Below are 14,654 nucleotides of genomic sequence, written 5' to 3' on the forward strand. Positions count from 1 at the left end.
TTGTGCCCGGCGCGGGTGCGCGCGTCAAGAGCGGATGCCGTCAGAGGAATACGCCGCTACTGTGTAAGGGATTTCACCCGACGAACGTGAGGAGACGTCATGCGAGGCAAGATCGGGCTGGTCATCGGACTGGCCGCCGGCTACGTCCTGGGATCCCGTGCGGGGCGTGAGCGCTACGAGCAGATCAAGACCCAGGCCGAGAAGCTGTGGAACCAGCCCCCGGTGCAGAAGCAGGTCGCGAAGGTGACGGAGTTCGCCAAGTCCAGCGCCGCCGCCCTCCCCAGCACCCTGTGGGACAGCGCGGTCAAGGTGACGAAGGCCGCCACGTCGAAGGACACCAGCGGCGACCAGAAGGTCGCCGAGGTCAAGCGCGCCGCGAAGTCGTCGGCGGAGGCTGTGAAGGACGTCGCCGCCGACGCGGCGTCCGACGCATCGGCTGCGGCGGCCAAGGCGTCGCCCGCGTCCCCCTCCGGAGCCTGATATGACGACACCGCGGGGATTCCGCGATCGGGCCGACGACAGCCTGCTGACGCTCGTCGGCGAGATTCCCGAGCTCGTCAAGAACCTCATCGTCGCCGAGATCGACTCCGCGAAGAAGTGGTTGGCGAAGACCGCGAAAGATGCCGGCATCGGGGCTGGCTGGTTCATCGCCGCCCTGTTCGTGCTGTTCTGGTCGGTCCCGGTCCTCGGCACCTTCGTCATCGCGGGTCTGTCGTCGTGGTGGCCCGTCTGGCTGTCGGCCATCGTCGTGTTCGCCGTGATGATCCTCATCGCGGTGGTGCTGGCCCTGTTCGGCTACTTCCGCTTCCGGCGGCTGTCGAACCGCGAGAACCCGGTGCAGTCGATCGCCCTCGACGTGAAGGAGGTGCGCGATGAGCTCTGAGATCTCGCCGCGCAAGAGCGCCGTGGCCCCGGTCCCCGTTCCGCGGACCGCGGTTCCGATCGGTATCGCCGACCCCGTCGAACAGGCGCGGGCCGAGCTCAAGGCGGCGCTTGCCGCCATCGAGGTCAAGGCGAACGTGCCTCGTCGGGTGGCGGAGGTGACCGACCGAGAGATCGAGCGCGCCCGCGATTTCGCGCGGCGCAGTCCCGGCGCCGCGACAGCCGCCGTGGTGGCCGCCGCGGCCGCGGTGGGCGGTCTTGTCTGGCTGTTCGTGCGGTCCTACACCCGGTGATCTGAGATATCGGTCGCGAGGCGGTCTCGCGCGGCCCGGGGTATGCTCGGGAAGCAGGCAGTGCAATGGAGCGGATGCTGCCGATCGCGCGTGTGCACCCGCGCGCGTCGGTTGCTCGAAGCGCGGGCGGCCGAACACGCCCCACGAGAGTCGACTGAATGAACCACGCAGCTCAGGACCCGCACGCCAAACCCCTGGGGGGTTGGCGCGTCCTCGTGCCCCGCGGCGGCCCGTGGGGTGACGGCGTGGCCGCTTCGCTGCGTCGACAGGGGGCGACGCCGGTGATCGCTCCCTTGATCAACTTCGCCCCCACCCGCGATCACGAGACGCTCGAGAAGGCCCTGGCCGACCTCGCTGCCGGCGCGTTCCGCTGGCTGACCGTGACGAGCGCCACCACCGTCGACGTCCTCTACGCCTACCGCGCGACCATTCCGGCCTCGACCAAGGTCGCCGCCGTGGGAGAGACCACGTCCGCCGCCCTGCAGGCCGTCGGCTATCGGGTCGATCTCGTTCCCGAGCGCGACAACTCCGCCGCGGGCATGGCCGAACAGCTGATCGCCCTCGAGCCCGAGCCCGTCGACATCCTCACCCTCCGCAGTGAGATCGCCAAGCCGGTGCTGACCCGCAGCCTCAGCGACGCGGGTCATCGCGTGCGCAGCGTCGTGGCCTACCGCACCGTCGGCGTGCCGGTCGCCGACCGCGTCGCCCGCGACGTCGAGAGTGGACGCATCAACGCCATCCTCGTCACCAGTGGGTCGGTGGCCGAGCAGGTCCACGCCCAGTTCCCCCACATCCCCGACACGACGGTGATCGCGGCGATCGGTCCGCGGACCGCGCGCGACGCACGGCGTGCCGGTCTCGAGGTCGATGTCGTCGCCGACACCCAGACCGTCGAAGCGCTCATCGCCGCCGTCGCGACGTTCTCGCTGCCTCACGCGGCCGACGAGTTCGCACCGCAGACCGGGGTCATCCGGCTGCCGGGCGTCGCCCGCGAAGACTGAGGGGTGCCCGACCTCAGCGCATTCGCGTGGGTGCTCCTCGCCCTCGCCGCGGTCGTGATCGGGCTGTCTAAGACGGCGGTTCCCGGTGCCGGCACCCTCGCCGTCGCGGCGTTCGCCGCAGTGCTGCCCGCGCGGGAGTCGACCGGCACGATCCTGCTGCTGCTGATCCTCGCCGACATGTTCGCCATCACCATGTACGTGCGGCACGTCAACTGGCGCGCGCTGCTGCGCCTGGCCCCGGCGATCGTCGCGGGCCTCCTGGTCGGGGTTCTCTTCCTCGCCATCGCCGACGATGCGTGGGTCAAGCGCACCATCGGCGTGCTGCTGCTCGGCGTGATCGCGGTGACGCTCGTGCGTCGCCGGATGGCGTCGGCCCTGGCCGATGGACCCCCGCGGCGCGGTGCGGCCGCCGTGTACGGCACCCTGGGCGGCTTCACGACGATGGTCGCCAATGCGGCGGGACCGGTGATGTCGATGTACTTCCTCGCCGCACGCTTCCCGGTGAAGGAGTTCCTGGGCACGGCGGCGTGGCTCTTCGCCATCGTGAACATCAGCAAGGTCCCCTTCTCGGTCGGGCTCGGCCTCATCACGGTCCCCGGTCTCGTGCTCGACGCGATCCTCGCCCCGCTCGTCGTGGCGGGCGCCCTCGGCGGGCGCTGGATCGCCGACCGCATCGACCAGCGGCTGTTCGAGCGCCTCGTCATCGTCCTCACGGTCGTCGGCGCGGTGTACCTGCTGATCTGAGGGCGGTCGCGCGGTAGTCTGCCGCCGTGACACCGCTTCGCACCGAGAGGCTGCTGCTCGCCCCGCTCGACGCCGGCGATCGCGACGCGTTCGTCGCCTATCGCCGCGACCCCGACGTCGCGCGGTGGCAGTCGTGGACTCCCGACTTCAGTGCCGACGACGCGGGCCGCCTTCTCGAGGGGCAGCCGACCGGGTTCCCGCCGCCGGCGGGCGAGTGGCTGCAGATCGCGGTGCGGGATGCCGCCTCCGGCGCCCTCCTCGGCGATGTGGCCGTGCACACGTCGGCCGACCAGCCCGACACCTATGAGGTCGGCGTCACGGTCGCGGCCGAGCATCAGCGTCGGGGTATCGCCGGCGAAGCGCTGGGCGCGGTCGTCGCCGCACTCTTCGATGACCACGGGGCGCACCGGGTGACGGCGACCTCGGACCAGAGGAACACCGCTGTCGCGCGGCTGCTGACGGCGCTGGGCTTCCGGCACGAGGGGCGAGCGGTGGAGGCGGACTGGTTCAAGGGCGAATGGACGACCCTCGACTCGTGGGCGATCCTGGCCCGAGAACGGTGAGGTGTCTGCGGTCGAACCCCTGACGGGCTCGGACCCCCGACGATAATGGACCGGTGGAGCCCTGGCAGATGCACGAGTGGTTCGCCGACTACATCGATGCGGCCAATCGCCACGACCTGGAGGCGATCCGCGGGTTCGTGCACGCCGAGGTGCGGCGGGCCCATCGCCCGGCCGGGGTGGAGGCGTGGCTCGCCGATCTGGCCGATCTCTTCCATGCGTTCCCCGACTGGCGGTGGCGGATCATCCAGGTGGTGGCCGAGGACGACCGCGTCGCCGCGCACGTGCGCGGTAGCGGTACCCATGCGGGCGTCTGGGAGGGCATCGCGCCGACGCGGCGTCACGTGAACGTCGCCGAGTTCGCCGTCTACACGCTGACGGCAGGGCGGGTCGCCGCGTTCTCGGGGTCCGAGCCGTTCGAGCTGCGGGCGCAGCTCAGCGAGTCCCGCGTCTGACGCGTGCGGAGCCGCTGGGTCGTCGAGCCCAGTCGGGTGCCCGCTCGGGCCTGACGCCCACCCCGATCGCGAATGCCGGGATGACCGTGAGCGCGGGGAAGACGTGCACGAGGCGCAGGAGCCAGGCGGGCGGGTCGAGCGGCGCACCGCGCAGGCCCGGCATGATGAAGCGTGCGTGGAGGATCCGCTGGAGGGTCTGGATGACGACGACCGCCGGGAGGCGGCGACGCCGGACCCGGCCGAGCAGCCGGCTCCCGCCGGGTCGCTGAAGCTCGCCGCGGGCGAGCGGGCCCGCGAGAAGGCGGGCCGTGGCGACGGCGTCCTGGATCGCGAGGTTGATGCCCACGCCGCCGACCGGTGACATCGCGTGCGCGGCGTCGCCGATGCACAGGACGTTGTTCGCGTGCCATCGGTCCAGGCGCTCCAGGCGCACATCGAGGTGCTTGACCTCGTCCATGCTCTCGATCCTGTCCGCCGCGTCGGCGAGTTCGGGGAAGAGGGTCGCGGCGTCGGCGCGGAACGCGCCGACGCCGCGGGCGCGCACCTCGGCGTCGGTGCCCTTGGGGCCGAGGGCGGCGACCTGCACGTAGCCGCGGCGGGGGATGCCGATCGCGACCTTCCCGTCGCGCACGCGGGGGAGGAGGCTCTCGTCCAGGTGTCGGTCGGAGGTCAGGCGGTACCACCAGACATCGAAGCCCACGGGGATCTCGCGGACCGGGAGCCCGACGCTTCGGCGCACAGTGGACCAGCGGCCGTCGCATCCCACGACCAGGTCGGCGGTGAGCAGGCCGTCGCCGGACGGCGAGCGGTAGGCGACGCCCGTCACCCGGCCGTCGCGTCGCGTCACCGTCGTCACCTCGTGCTCGCGAAGAAGGGTGAAGGTCGGTTCGGTGGCGGCGGCCTCCGCGAGAAGATCAAGCAGATCCCACTGCGGAACCATCGCGATGTAGGGATGCCGCACCGGCAGCCTGCGGAAGTCGGCGAAGACGTCGGTGCCTTCCCGGCCGGGGAAGTACGCGCGACGGATCTTCGAGTGCGGGAGGGCGTCGAAGCGCGCGAAGAGCCCCAGGTCGTCGAGGAGGCCGAGGGTGGCGGGGTGCACGGTGTCGCCGCGGAAGTCGCGAAGGAAATCGGCGTGCTTCTCGAGCACCGTCACCGCGATGCCCGCGCGGGCGAGCAGGAGTCCGAGGACGATGCCTGCGGGGCCGCCGCCCACGATGGCGCAGGTCGTGTGCGCGGGCGCGGCGGCGGTGCCTTCGGTCACGCGACGAAGATACTCGGGGGAGAAGGTGTTCCGCGAGCAGAGAGCCGCGGGAGAGGGAAGGAGCGATGAGGATGGATCTCGACAGGGTCGACCCTGAACTTCGCGCCGCGACACGTCGGGTGCGCCTGCCCGACGTGTCGCGGCGATGGATCCGTTCCCCGCTGCGGTTCGTCACGCGTGTGATGCCGGTGCCGCGGATCGAGGGTGTCCGGGTGGATGTGCGCCGCGTGGGAGCGCAGCGCCTCCGGGTGTATCGGCCGCAGGAGCGTTCAGGAGAAGCTGTGCTGCTGTGGGTGCACGGCGGCGGGCTCCTCTTCGGCGATGCGCGCCAGGACGAGCGGCTGTGCGCCGACACGGCGCGTGACCTCGGCATCGTCGTCGTCTCGGCGAACTATCGGTTCGCGCCCGATCATCCGTTTCCGGCTGCGCACGACGATGTCTACGCCGCCTGGGGGTGGCTGAAGGCGGAGGCCGGCCGGCTGGGGGTGGACCCCGCTCGGGTCGTCCTCGGTGGAGAGAGCGCCGGCGGGGGACTTGCGGCGGGCGTGGCGCAGCGCCTCCGCGATGAGGGCGGCGTGCAGCCGATCGGCCAGTGGCTGTTCGCGCCGATGATCGATGACCGGACGGCCGCCGATCGCTCGCTGGATGCCCTCGATCACGCGGTGTGGAACAACCGACACAACCGGGTCGGCTGGACCGCCTATCTCGGGGGCCCGGCGGGTGGAGGATCGGTGCCGCCCTATGCCGCCCCTGCGCGACGCGAGGACCTGACCGGGCTTCCGCCGACCTACCTTGCGGTGGGTGACATCGAGCTCTTCTTCGCCGAGGTGCAGGGCTACGCACAGCGTCTCGCCGCCGCCGGAGTGCCGACGACCCTCGATGTCGTACCGGGCGGTCCGCACGGCTTTGAGAGCTGGGCCCGCGACACCGAACCTGCTCGAGCGCTCCTCTCCCGTGCCCGCGCCTGGCTGAGGGATGTCATCTCGACGCCGGCCTGACGGCATCACTCCTCCATCAGATGGGGGCTGCACCAGCTCAGAAGGGTGCAACGCTGTACCCGCCGTCGTCGGTCGGGACGAACGCGACCCGTGAGGGTGGGTGGCTGTCGTAGGTCTTCCCGCCGGGGCTGGTGAATTTCAGGATCCCGCCGGGGAGTTGCTCCACGTGCCAGTTCGTCGCGTGTTTCAACGTGTGGTGTCGGGCGCATTCGTTGCAGAGATTGTCGTTGCAGCTCTTCCCACCGTGGGCGAAATCCTTCGAATGGTCGATGTGACACAGCTTCGCGGGCCTTCGACAACCCGGTGTTCGACAGGTCATATCTCGGGCGTTGAGGTACCGGGTTTGGGAGGGATGGAGCTGGTACCTGTCGACGGCGGTGACGACGCCGGTGATGGGGTCGGTCATCACCCGTTCCCAGATCTTCGCGGTCCCGGCCATCCGTCTCGCGGTGTCCGGGTCGACCGGGGTGACCCCGTTCAACTCCGCCCCCGATTTCGTCACCCCGGTCAGGGTGGTGATGGGGATGGTGATCTGCACCTCCGCCCGGATCGCGCCGAGCCCACCGCCGGTGGTGGTGGGGTCGGTGGGGTCGATCACCGGGGACCCGGCGAGGAGCATGTCCAGGGCCAGGTCGCACCGGATCTCATCCAGGGTCCGCTCATCGAACCACGGCTCGGCGCCCTCATCGGGCGCGCCCTCGTCGCTACCGTTCGCTTCCGCTTCAGCCCGCGCGGCCGCATACGCGCGGCGCTTCGCACGGTCGACGTCCTTGACGGTCGTGCCCTGGGTGGTGAGGCGGTGGTAGGCGCCGTGGATGTAGACGTTCCCGCCCACGATCGTCAACGCCGACAGCGTGTCATCCAGGTCCGTGACCCACACCCGCCGCTTCCGAATCGCGGTGTCGTGCCGTTCCTGCAACGGCCGCGGGTCCAACACCTCGGCGCGCTGTCGGGCGTACTTCTTCGTCCGCGGCACCGTCTGCCGCTCCGCCTCCACCAACACGATCCGCTCGAACGACGCCCGATCCACCGGGTCCTCGATGACCCGTCCGGCATCCTGGATCACCTGCGCATGCGCCCGCGACACCCGACCCTCCGAAAGGGCCTCCATCGTCGCGGGGAACAACTCGACCAGTTCGTGCGCGTCATGCATCTGCGACTGCATCGACCGGTCATTGACCCGCACGGCCAGGCCGAGCTCCAGCGCCATGGACCGCAGCGGCATGTCCCGCTCCCGCGAGGACGCGGACCCGATCCGCGACCGCTGCTCCACCGTCAACGCATACGCGTCCGCCAGCAGCCGGGCCTCCTTCGCCTCCAACGCCGCCCGCCGCCGACGCAGCTTCGCCAACTCGTCCGCGAACACCCCGGCGCGCTTCTCCTCCGCCCGCCGCCGCTTCTCGTTCGCGTCCACCTGGTGACCCCGTCTCGATGACCTACCCACATCATCGCAGAGGGTTCCGACATCGGCGTGCTGACAAGGGTCGATAGCTAGAAGAAAAGTACGAAGAGTGGCGCGCCCCGACTCACGCCCACCGGATGTCCGCCACACCCGAGAGCTCTCGCCACCCGTCCGCCCGCGCGCCCGCCGGCGACAGCACATCCGCCCCGACGAGCGGACCGAAATCGACGCCCGACGCCGCGGCGACGTCGCCGATCGGCACCTGGAAGGTCCGGAACGCCCCCAGCCGATCGACCGCGACCACGCCTTCACGGGTGTCGACCAGCGCAGACTGATCCAACACGAACCCCGTCGCCTCGAGCGCCCCGGCGCGCACCCACGCGGCGACCTTGAAGAACCGTAACGGCACGCGCACGCCGCGGTACGGCGGATCCACCTCGCCGAAGATGGGCGCCGTGAACACGCTCACCCGCTGATCGGATGCCTCGGCGAACGCCAGTACGTGGTCCTCGAGCCCGAGCCACAGCTCCTTGGACTGGTTGAAGTCGGCGGCCTGGGGAGCGGCGTTGGTGTAGAAGAAGGTCGCCTCCGTGGCATCCCGTGCTTCGGCGGGCGTTCCCCAGCCGGGATCACGCCGTCGCACCAGGTGCCCCCGGTCGAGGTCGTTGCGGGCATAGACCTCCGGCCCCACCTGCTCGCTCTCCGGTGCGCGGGGGTCGAGGCGCCATTCGCCGGTGCGCGGCAGGTCGAGCAGCCGTGCGCCGTCGATGTTCACCCCGGTCACGGCGGCAAGCCGTCGCTCCGCATCGAGCTGCACGCTGAAGCGCGGGTAGGTCAGCAGCCTCCCGCCCCGCGAAGACGCGGGCAGCGGTACATCGATACCGAGGAACCCGGCGTCGTAGCCGCTCATCCGAGCACCGCCGTCGTCCGCGCTCCGAGTCCGATCCCGCGGGCCTCCCGCAGCTGCTCGGCCGTGTCGACGTCGCGCCGGAGCGTCGAGTCGCCCGGTACCTCCAGCACCTCGCAACCGAGGGCGCGATGCGCGGCGAACGATCCCTCGCCGAAGGCCGATTCCCAGGCGAGACCGGCGCGGGCCGTCACGAGCGTCGACCCCGTGCCTTCGGCGTCGGCGACGACACCGCGGTCCACGGCCGCCGCGGCGTGCAGCGCGACGGCCAGGTCCTCGCCCCGCAGCGACGGCACATCTCCGAGGAGTGCGGCCCGCGGCATCCGCTCGCCTGCGGCCTGCATGCCGGCGGCGATGGCGGCGTTCAGCCCGCGGGCCTCGCCCTCGGGGACGAATCGCAGCCCCGCGATGTCGGCGGCATGGAGCGGCAGGGTGGCCTCGTCGGTGACGACGATCACCTGCGACACCGCGGAGCAGGATGCCGCGGCGGCGATGGTGTCGAGCGCGATCGCCCGCGCGAGCGCGGCGCGGTCCACCCCGTCGACGGCCAGGCGCGACTTCCCCCGGGTGGCCGCCTTCACGGGGACGACGACCACCCAGGAGGAGGGGTCAGGCATCGGCGAAGCGGGCACGCAGACGCGGCAGGATCTCTTCGCCGTAGGTCCGCAGGAACTCGGCCTGGTCGTGACCGGGGTCGTGGAAGACGAGGTGACGGAACCCGAGGTCGACGTAGCGGGCGATCCGCTCGACGTGCTCCTCGGGGTCGGTGGAGACGATGAACCGCGACGCGGCGCGTTCGATGGGCAGCTCGGCGGCGCGGCGCTGCATCTCGATCGGGTCGTGGATGTCGCGCTTCTCCTCCGGAGACAGGGCCAGCGGCGCCCAGAAGCGGGTCTTCTCCATCGCGGTGGCGTGGTCGGGGTGGTACGAGACCTTCACCTCCATGAGGGTGTCGATCGCGTCGCTCGGGCGCCCGGCCTTCTGCAGCCCCTCCTCCAGCGCCGGCAGCAGGGTGTCGGTGTAGAGCGAGGGGTCCTTGCCGCTCGTGGTGATGTACCCGTCGGCGATCCGGCCCGCCAAGCGTGTGGCGGCGGGACCCGACGCGCCGATGTAGATCGGCACCTTCTGGTCGGGCCGGTCGTACACCGTCGCCCCGTCCACCGAGTAGTAGGTGCCCTCGAAGGTCACCCGCTCGGCCTCCCACAGCTTCTCGATGAGTTGGATCGACTCCTTCAGGCGCTGGAACCGCTCGGGCGGGTCGGGCCACTCCAGGCCCAGCGTCACCTCGTTGAGCGCCTCGCCGGTCCCCACCCCGAGCACGACGCGTCCCGGGAACATCACCCCGAGGGTCGCGAACGCCTGCGCGATCACCGCCGGGTGGTACCGGAAGGTGGGGGTGAGCACGGAGGTGCCCATGATGATGGTCGAGGTCCGCGCGCCCACGGCGCCGAGGAGCGGGATGGCCGCCGGGGCGTGCCCGCCCTCGTGCATCCACGGCTGGAAGTGGTCGGAGACGAAGACGGAGTCGAACCCCATCTCCTCGGCGAGCACGGCGAAGTCGGCGAGCTCGGTCGGACCGAACTGCTCCGCCGACGCCTTGTATCCGAACCTCAGCGGTACCGTCATGTCGATTCCTTTCCTCGTGCTCCCACCGGTGTGCCGGTGAATTCCGATCCATCCGCTTCTGCCAGCCGCCGCCGGAAGGCGTCGACCGTTCCCGGCCAGAGGAGCGTCAGTCGCCCCGACCGTTCGTCCACGTACCAGTTGCGACAGCCGCCCGAAAGCCAGGGGGTGGATGCCGCGGCGGCGGCGATCTCGCCGACGTAGGCCTCCTCGGCGGCGGGGTCCACCCGCAGCACCCCGTCCGGCGCGAGTGCGCGGCGCTCGAGCGCCGCGACGGCATAGGCCGCCTGCTCCTCGATCATCAGCACCGAGGAGTTGTGGCCGAGCGACGCGTTCGGCCCGTTCAGCACGAAGAGGTTCGGGAAGCCGCTCACCACGGTCGACGCGAACGCGCTCATGCCGTTCGACCAGTGGGCGGCGAGGGTCGTCCCGGCCTCGCCGCGGACGAGTTCGGCGTACGGCTGGCGCGTGGAGGCGAACCCGGTGGCGAGCACCACCGCGTCGACCTCGACGCGGCGCCCGCTCGCGGCCACGAGCGTCGACCCTTCGGCTGCCGCCAGGGCCGAGGGCTCGAGGGTGACCGCGTCGGAGGCGACCGCGGGGTAGAAGTCGTCCGAGAGCAGCACCCGCTTGCACCCGAAGGCGTAGTCGGGGGTGAGGGCTCGGCGGAGCGCAGGGTCGTCGACCTGCCGGCCCAGGTGCGCCAGCGCGAGCGCGCGGGCGGATTCGGATGCCGCGGCGTCGCCCGAGCGCGAGGCGAACCGTCGCTCCCCCTCGAGGTAGAGGGTGTCGCGCAGGCGCGCGAGCTCCTCGGGATGGGCGGCGAAGCGCGCCCGCTCGGCGTCGGTGTAGGCGCGCGCCTCGCGCGGGACGATCCACGCCGGCGTCCGCTGGAAGAGGGTCACGTGTGCGGCTGTGCGGGCGAGCTCCGGCACGAGTTGGATCGCGCTGGCCCCCGTTCCGACGACCGCGACGTGCCGACCGGCGAGGTCGGCGCCGTGATCCCACCGCGCCGAGTGGAACAGCGGGCCGGGGAAGGTCGCAAGGCCCGGCACCTCGGGGATGAGCGGCTCGGTCAGCCGACCGCAGGCGAGCACGAGGGCTTCGGCGGTGATCTCGCCCGCCGGTGTGTGCACGCGCCACCGCGCAGCATCCTCGTCCCACTCGGCGCCCAGCATCGGCGTGCGCAGCCGGATCCGTTCGCGCAGGCCCTCGCGGTCGGCGACGTCGTCGAGGTAGCGGCGGATCTCGTCGCCGCGCGCGAAGACGCCCGACCAGTCGGGGTTGGGGTGCGCGGCGAAGCCGTAGAGGTGGCTCGGCACGTCGCAGGCGACACCCGGGTAGGTGTTGTCGCGCCAGGTGCCCCCCACCGCGTCGGCCCGCTCGAGGATGACGAGGTCGTCGTGTCCGGCGCGCCGAAGGGCCATCGCCATGCCGAGACCGGCGAACCCGGCGCCGATGATGACGACCTCGGCGCTCCGCGGGAGCGGGAGCGGAGGTTGAGTGGGGATGCGGGTCACTCGGCCGCTCCGTTGCCGGGAGCGGGATGCTGAGGGGTGCGGTAGTCGGTGGTCCGCAGCCGGAAGGGGCGGAAGAGGCGCGCGGCGATCGCCGCGGCATCCGCCACCGACAGCTCCTGGCCGTGTTCGACGCCCGCCGCGGGCTTGACCCGCCCGTCCAGGAGCGTCCCGCCGAGGTCGTCGCCGCCGGCGCCGAGGAGCACGGCGGCGTCCGCACGTCCGACCCGCGTCCACGGGATCTGGATGTGCGGGATGCTCCCCGACAGCAGCAGACGCGACACCGCGACCATCGCGCGGTGCTCGTCGATCGCGGCGCGGCCCGCGACGAGCGGCACACCGCCCGCGGGTCCCGGAAGGGGGATGGGGACGAACTCGGTGAAGCCGCCGCCGGCCTCCTGCAGATGCCGGAGCCGGCGGAGGTGCGCGACCCGCTCGGCGGCGGTCTCGACGTGGCCGTAGAAGAGCACGGAGGTGGAGCGGAAGCCGGCCCGGTGGGCGGCGGTGATGCCCTCCTCCCACCGGTCGATCTCGAGGTCGCCCGGTGCGACGGCGACGCGGACGCGCTCGCTCAGCACCTTCACACCCGTGCCGGGCACGGTGTCGACCCCCGCCTCGCGGAGGGCCTGCAGCGCGCCGGTGAGACCGAGGCCGCCGCGATCGGCGAGGTCCCAGACGTCCTGCGGGCGGTAGGCGTGCAGGTGCAGCGTCGGGGCCGCCGCGCGCGCTGCCCGCGCGATGGCGAGGTAAGCGCGCGGGTCCTCTCCGGCGGGGAGGCGCCCCTGGATGCACAGCTCCGTGGCGCCGAGCAGCGCCGCGTCGGCGGCGATCTCGGCGACGTCGTCGAGGTCGAACGTGTCGGGTCCCTCGGCTCCCGCGGCGCGGAAGCCCGTCGAGGTGAGGTTGCGGTTCACCACCAGGCTCACCGCCTCGCCGACGGTGTACCGGCGCACATCGTCGGCCGTCGCCGTGAGTGCGTCGAGATCGGAGCCGGTCGCCGCCAGCAGGCGCTCCCACTCGGCGTCGTCCACGGCGAGCGGGTCGGCGGCGGCCCGCTCGAGCAGGACGCCCAGATCGCGGCCGCCGCCCGCAGGGGAGAGGCGCAGTTCGGTGCGGGGCGGGCGAGCGGATGCCGCGTGCGGCGACGTCTCGGGCTTGGCCAGGCCCGTCGCCGGGTCGGCGAGGAGCGCCACCGCATCGTGGAGGCCCGGGTCAATCCACTCCGTTCTGGCGGTGACGTACTCGGGCTGGGCGGTCAGGCGCTCGGCGAGGGTGAAGCCGAACTCGGCCGTGCGCGCCGCGAGCTCGTCGATCTGCGGCCACGGCCGCTCGGGGTTGACGTGGTCGGCGGTGAGCGGCGAGACCCCGCCCCAGTCGTCGGCGCCGGCGCGGACGAGGAGCTCGAGTTCGCGCGGGTCGGAGAGGTTCGGCGGCACCTGAACCCGGGCGCGGGGCCCCAGGACCAGCCTCGCCGTGGCGACCGCCGCGAGGTACTCGCGCATCGTGGCGTCGGGGGCGCCCTGCATCGCCGTCCGGGGCTTGGCCCGAAAGTTCTGCACGATCACCTCCTGCACATGCCCGAGTCGCCGACCCCCCGGGCCGTCGACGCGATGCGCCTCGTCGGCCGCGCGGATCGCGACGAGCGACTCGGCGCGGTCGCGGATCGTCTCGCCGATCCCCACGAGGATCCCCGTCGTGAACGGCACGCGTGCGCGACCGGCATCCTCGATCACCGCCAGGCGGACGGCGGGGTCCTTGTCGGGCGAGCCGTAGTGCACCTGGCCGGGCTCGGCGAAGAGCCGACGCGAGGTCGTCTCGAGCATCATCCCCATCGAGGGGGCGGTGGGCCGCAGCTGTTCGAGCTCGCTCAGCGTCATCACGCCGGGGTTCAGGTGGGCGAGCATCCCCGTCTCGGCGGTAATGAGGCGGGCGATGTGGCCGACGTAGTCCAGCGTCGAGGCGAAGCCGTGCTCATCGAGCCACGCGCGGGCCTCGGGCCACCGATCCTCGGGGCGGTCGCCGAGGGTCAGGAGCGCCTCCTTGCAGCCCATCGCCTGACCTTGGCGCACGACGGCGAGCACCTGTTCGGGCGACATGAAGGCCGGCTTGTGCTTCTTCTTCAGCTGCAGCGGGGTGTCCACGAACACGCAGTAGTGGCAGCGGTCACGACACAGCGTCGTCAGCGGAACGAACACCTTCCGCGAATACGTGAGGATCCGGCCGCGTCCGGCGGCGTCGAGACCGGCCGTCCGCACCGCGGCGGCGAGCTCCAGCATCCGCTCGAAATCCGCGCCGTCCGCCTGGAGCAGGATCTCGGCGTCGTCGACGTCCAGTCGCGCGCCGGACTCCGCTCGCGCGAGGACGTCGCGGGCGGAGAGATGGGAGGTGCGGACCGGATCGAGCAGGGTCACGCTCCCAGTCTTGCACCGTCGCCCGACAGCCGGGCGCGGCGATCGTTGCGGCTCTGTGAGCAAAAGCGTTCTCGAGCGCCCGCCGGGCGCTGGCAGACTAGTCGCATGGTGACCCTGCTGCTCGACTCGACGCGGCTCGAGGTCGCGCTGTCGGTCACCGAGCGCGCGCTGTCATTCCGGAAGGGGAATGTGCTGATCGAGCGGTCGGCGATCACCAAGGTGCAGTTGACGGATGACCCCTGGACGTGGCTCCGCGGCGCCGCGAGCCCCGGCACGTTCGTGCCCGGGATGGTCGCGATGGGGACCTTCAAGATCGCCGACGGCGCCGATTTCGCGATCGTCCGGCGACGACGGCCCGGTGTCGTCATCGACCTCGACGGGCACCCCGAGTACGCGCGCGTGATCCTCACCACGCGCCACGGCGTCGCCCTCGCCCAGGCCCTGCGCCTCGACACCGACGCGACCCCCACCGACGTCGTCGACATCATCGCCGCCACCGGGCCGATGGAGACGATCGCGCCGCCGATGAAGAAGAAGCCGCGCCGGCGGCCGTCGCCCTCTCCGGCGCCCGCGCCCGCTCCCTGACGGGCTCGGGGT

General features: G+C 71.8%; 16 protein-coding genes. 9 read left to right on the top strand and 7 right to left on the bottom strand.

Annotated elements, in window-relative coordinates; all coding sequences use genetic code 11:
- Window positions 1-99: 99 nt before the first annotated feature.
- The 7 genes from MA875_RS01200 (at window position 100) to MA875_RS01230 (ending at window position 3,935) form a co-directional block, all read left to right on the top strand.
- A complete protein-coding gene (locus tag MA875_RS01200; RefSeq protein ID WP_248239742.1) occupies window positions 100-480 on the top strand; it encodes a hypothetical protein in 381 nt (126 codons plus the stop codon).
- A 1-nt stretch (window position 481) separates the two neighbouring features.
- On the top strand, window positions 482-883 hold the full coding sequence (locus tag MA875_RS01205; protein WP_248239743.1) for a phage holin family protein: 402 nt from the start codon (window positions 482-484) through the stop codon (window positions 881-883).
- The gene (locus MA875_RS01210) at window positions 873-1,175 is read left to right on the top strand and encodes a hypothetical protein (RefSeq protein ID WP_248239744.1); all 303 of its coding nucleotides are present in this window, start codon (window positions 873-875) and stop codon (window positions 1,173-1,175) included. Before MA875_RS01205 ends, MA875_RS01210 begins: the two co-directional genes overlap by 11 nt.
- Window positions 1,176-1,333: 158 nt before the next feature.
- Window positions 1,334-2,176 carry a uroporphyrinogen-III synthase gene (locus tag MA875_RS01215; RefSeq protein ID WP_248239745.1) on the top strand — a complete coding sequence of 281 codons (843 nt, stop codon included), beginning with the start codon at window positions 1,334-1,336 and terminating at the stop codon, window positions 2,174-2,176.
- A gap of 3 nt (window positions 2,177-2,179) precedes the next feature.
- Window positions 2,180-2,920: a sulfite exporter TauE/SafE family protein gene (locus MA875_RS01220; protein ID WP_248239747.1), complete on the top strand. Its 741-nt coding sequence runs from the start codon at window positions 2,180-2,182 to the stop codon at window positions 2,918-2,920.
- 26 nt (window positions 2,921-2,946) lie between these two features.
- Complete coding sequence (locus tag MA875_RS01225; RefSeq protein ID WP_248239749.1) at window positions 2,947-3,483, top strand: GNAT family N-acetyltransferase; 537 nt, start codon at window positions 2,947-2,949, stop codon at window positions 3,481-3,483.
- A gap of 53 nt (window positions 3,484-3,536) precedes the next feature.
- Window positions 3,537-3,935: an ester cyclase gene (locus tag MA875_RS01230; RefSeq protein WP_248239751.1), complete on the top strand. Its 399-nt coding sequence runs from the start codon at window positions 3,537-3,539 to the stop codon at window positions 3,933-3,935.
- Here MA875_RS01230 and MA875_RS01235 read toward each other — a convergent pair.
- Window positions 3,916-5,199: an FAD-dependent oxidoreductase gene (locus tag MA875_RS01235; RefSeq protein WP_248239753.1), complete on the bottom strand. Its 1,284-nt coding sequence runs from the start codon at window positions 5,197-5,199 to the stop codon at window positions 3,916-3,918. The genes MA875_RS01230 and MA875_RS01235 overlap by 20 nt on opposite strands.
- Window positions 5,200-5,270: 71 nt before the next feature.
- Between MA875_RS01235 and MA875_RS01240 the strand changes: the two genes are divergently transcribed.
- The gene (locus MA875_RS01240; RefSeq protein ID WP_248239755.1) at window positions 5,271-6,197 is read left to right on the top strand and encodes an alpha/beta hydrolase; all 927 of its coding nucleotides are present in this window, start codon (window positions 5,271-5,273) and stop codon (window positions 6,195-6,197) included.
- 37 nt (window positions 6,198-6,234) lie between these two features.
- Here MA875_RS01240 and MA875_RS01245 read toward each other — a convergent pair whose 3' ends face one another.
- The 6 genes from MA875_RS01245 to cofG all read right to left on the bottom strand — a co-directional run bounded on the left by MA875_RS01245 (window position 6,235) and on the right by cofG (window position 14,057).
- Window positions 6,235-7,611: an HNH endonuclease signature motif containing protein gene (locus MA875_RS01245; protein ID WP_248239756.1), complete on the bottom strand. Its 1,377-nt coding sequence runs from the start codon at window positions 7,609-7,611 to the stop codon at window positions 6,235-6,237.
- Between the two features lie 112 nt (window positions 7,612-7,723).
- Window positions 7,724-8,509, bottom strand: coding sequence for a DNA/RNA non-specific endonuclease (locus MA875_RS01250; RefSeq protein WP_248239757.1), 786 nt, complete (start codon window positions 8,507-8,509; stop codon window positions 7,724-7,726).
- Window positions 8,506-9,123, bottom strand: coding sequence for a 2-phospho-L-lactate guanylyltransferase (gene cofC, locus MA875_RS01255; RefSeq protein ID WP_248239758.1), 618 nt, complete (start codon window positions 9,121-9,123; stop codon window positions 8,506-8,508). Before cofC ends, MA875_RS01250 begins: the two co-directional genes overlap by 4 nt.
- Window positions 9,116-10,132, bottom strand: a complete 1,017-nt coding sequence (gene fgd, locus MA875_RS01260; RefSeq protein WP_248239759.1) for a glucose-6-phosphate dehydrogenase (coenzyme-F420) — start codon at window positions 10,130-10,132, stop codon at window positions 9,116-9,118. Before fgd ends, cofC begins: the two co-directional genes overlap by 8 nt.
- Window positions 10,129-11,649, bottom strand: coding sequence for a flavin-containing monooxygenase (locus MA875_RS01265; RefSeq protein ID WP_248239760.1), 1,521 nt, complete (start codon window positions 11,647-11,649; stop codon window positions 10,129-10,131). Before MA875_RS01265 ends, fgd begins: the two co-directional genes overlap by 4 nt.
- Window positions 11,646-14,057, bottom strand: coding sequence for a 7,8-didemethyl-8-hydroxy-5-deazariboflavin synthase CofG (cofG, locus tag MA875_RS01270; protein ID WP_248239761.1), 2,412 nt, complete (start codon window positions 14,055-14,057; stop codon window positions 11,646-11,648). The genes MA875_RS01265 and cofG overlap by 4 nt, the downstream gene beginning before the upstream one ends.
- A 105-nt stretch (window positions 14,058-14,162) precedes the next feature.
- On the opposite strand from cofG, the gene MA875_RS01275 reads away from it, so the two are divergent.
- Entirely contained in the window at window positions 14,163-14,642 is a 480-nt protein-coding gene (locus MA875_RS01275) for a hypothetical protein (protein ID WP_248239762.1), read from the top strand.
- Window positions 14,643-14,654 lie beyond the last annotated feature (12 nt).

This window comes from Microbacterium kunmingense (genome assembly GCF_023155745.1).
GTDB lineage: Bacteria > Actinomycetota > Actinomycetes > Actinomycetales > Microbacteriaceae > Microbacterium > Microbacterium kunmingense.